This is a genomic window from Porphyromonas sp. CAG:1061 (assembly GCF_000435035.1).
GTDB lineage: Bacteria > Bacteroidota > Bacteroidia > Bacteroidales > Porphyromonadaceae > Porphyromonas_A > Porphyromonas_A somerae.
In genome coordinates, this window is the sequence record NZ_HF988896.1 from 1 (window position 1) to 2,166 (window position 2,166).

Consider the following 2,166-nt stretch of genomic DNA (forward strand, 5'->3'; position numbering starts at 1 on the left):
ATCTCGGAGCAGAAGGCAATACCCTTACCCTCGGGGCCAATCTCTTCTACGTGAGCAAGTTCCCCGTGGATCTGGTGATCTATAGTACCCCCTACGTGCCCCATCAGTCGCCAGTGAGCCTATCCGTCAGCTATACACTACTCAAGGGCGCACTCACCGCTAGTTTTGATGCCAAGAACATCTTCAATCAGCAGATATTCGATAATTACGCATTGCAAAAGCCCGGTCGTGCCTTCTACGGCAAACTGGTCTATACACTACAATAATAGATAGCATTTTATTCATTTTAAAGATAATCATAGTATGAAACAAACTTTCAAAACCCTCCTAACGGTAGGGGCAACAGCACTCCTCATGACACTCTTCACTAGTTGCGATGAGGAGCAAAAGAAACGTCCCGACCCAGTGAAGCCCGATGATAAGATTGTCGGAGCCGACATCACCACTGCAGGCACCTACGAAAGCAAAGATGGGCTTGACTTCTACATTGGATACACTGTAGGCTACAACGCTAAGACCAATAACTTCTACCTCCATCATTTTGATAAGATTGATGATCCTAATACAACCATCGAAGGTGGTAAGGATGCCTTTCCATTGGTTAACGATGCGAGAGCCCCACACGCTTATAGGAGTAGTGACGGCTTTCTCTACAGCCTTACTTACCGACTGGGCGATATCACCAATGTGATCTACAATAAGGATAAAAAGAAGTTCGAGCTACTCACCACCGTACGCTCACAGAATGTGATTGGCAATAGCAATATGCGCTTTGCCCTGCTGCCAGGTACCCACTACTCCTCCGTTCACGAGATTAGCCCTGTTCGCTTTGATGCTTCTGGCAAAGTACTCGGAAAGGATGCTACTGGCACTGCCGCATCTATTGGTGGTACCTACAACATCGTGATTCTAGATAATACCGCGATGAAGCTAGGCGACAACAATAAAGGCAACATCAGTCTACCCGAATTGGATAAGCAAGGCTACTTCATCTCTCGTATCCACTCCCCAGTGATTACTGGTGGTAAGATCTACTACGGTGCACAGATCAGCAAGATTGAGTCACTTGATAAGGTTCCAGGTAAAAAAACGGTTAAGTCGACTGGCAAGACCGCTACCTTGATATTAGACTACCCAAGCTTTAAGAATCCAAAGACCATATTCTACAAAGAAGAGGTAGGCTCCACCACCGGCTATCGCTCTCGCAATATGTTTGTTGCTGAGGATGGAAAGACCATCTACCAGCTCACGGGCTTTGAAGGTGGCAAGGTCTATATGCTCAAGATCAAGGATGGTGCCTACCAAGATTGGTCCATTGATATCGCAGGCAAGTGCGGACACAATACAGCCAGAAGCGTTGGCTGGTTCTACGCTGGCAATGGGATCGCCTTTGTACCCTACGAAAAGGGAAATGCAGAGCCTATTACCAAGTACACCGACCCACACGGAAATGAAATAGAACAATACCCTTGGGGCATTGCTCGAGTAGACCTCAATACAGGAGAGGTGCTGGATCTAGAGGTGCCAAGTCATACCTACTTCTTCCAATATCAGGAGGCAGCGATACGCAATGGTAAGATCTATTTCGCTATCACTCCAGTTGGTGAAAACCTTAGCAACTACGATGGCAACGTCTATATTTGGGACGTAAAGAATACCCAAGCAAAGCCAAAGCTTGGTGCAAAGCTAGTCAGTGGATCTAATAACGTATTCACTGCTATTTTCTAATTTTCTCAATTAGGTTTTAATTCGAAAGGGGATCTCTCTTGTGGAGAGGTCCTCTTTCTTGTCTTGCAAGGGCTCTGCAAAATTGGGTATCTTTGTGGTATGACAAGGGCTATTGAATTACTGTCGCCGGCCTCATCGCTAGAGGGAGGTCGGGTGGCGCTCTCTGCTGGGGCAGATGCGGTTTATATTGGGGCACCCAAGTTTGGAGCTCGTAGCAGTGCGGGGGTATCCCTTAAGGATATCTGCACGCTTTGCTATGAGGCACATTCGGTGGGGGCGAAGGTCTATGTGGCACTAAATACCATTCTCACTGATAGCCAATTGGAGGAGGCTGTGGCTTTGGCGGGGGAGCTCTATCGGGTGGGTGCCGATGCTTTGATCGTGCAGGATATGGGTTTGCTGATGGCGGAGGGCATGCCGCCCATTCCGCTCCACTCT

Annotated in this window: 2 protein-coding genes and 1 pseudogene; all 3 read left to right on the forward strand. The window is 47.8% G+C overall.

Annotated elements, in window-relative coordinates; translation table 11 throughout:
- Positions 1-266: pseudogene (locus QVO39_RS03345) on the forward strand (TonB-dependent receptor); the annotation flags it as partial.
- Positions 267-303: 37 nt separating this feature from the next.
- Positions 304-1,728, forward strand: coding sequence for a hypothetical protein (locus QVO39_RS03350; RefSeq protein WP_021903022.1), 1,425 nt, complete (start codon positions 304-306; stop codon positions 1,726-1,728).
- 99 nt (positions 1,729-1,827) lie between these two features.
- Positions 1,828-2,166: peptidase U32 family protein (locus tag QVO39_RS03355; protein ID WP_502685060.1), on the forward strand; the 339-nt coding region annotated here is incomplete at its 3' end.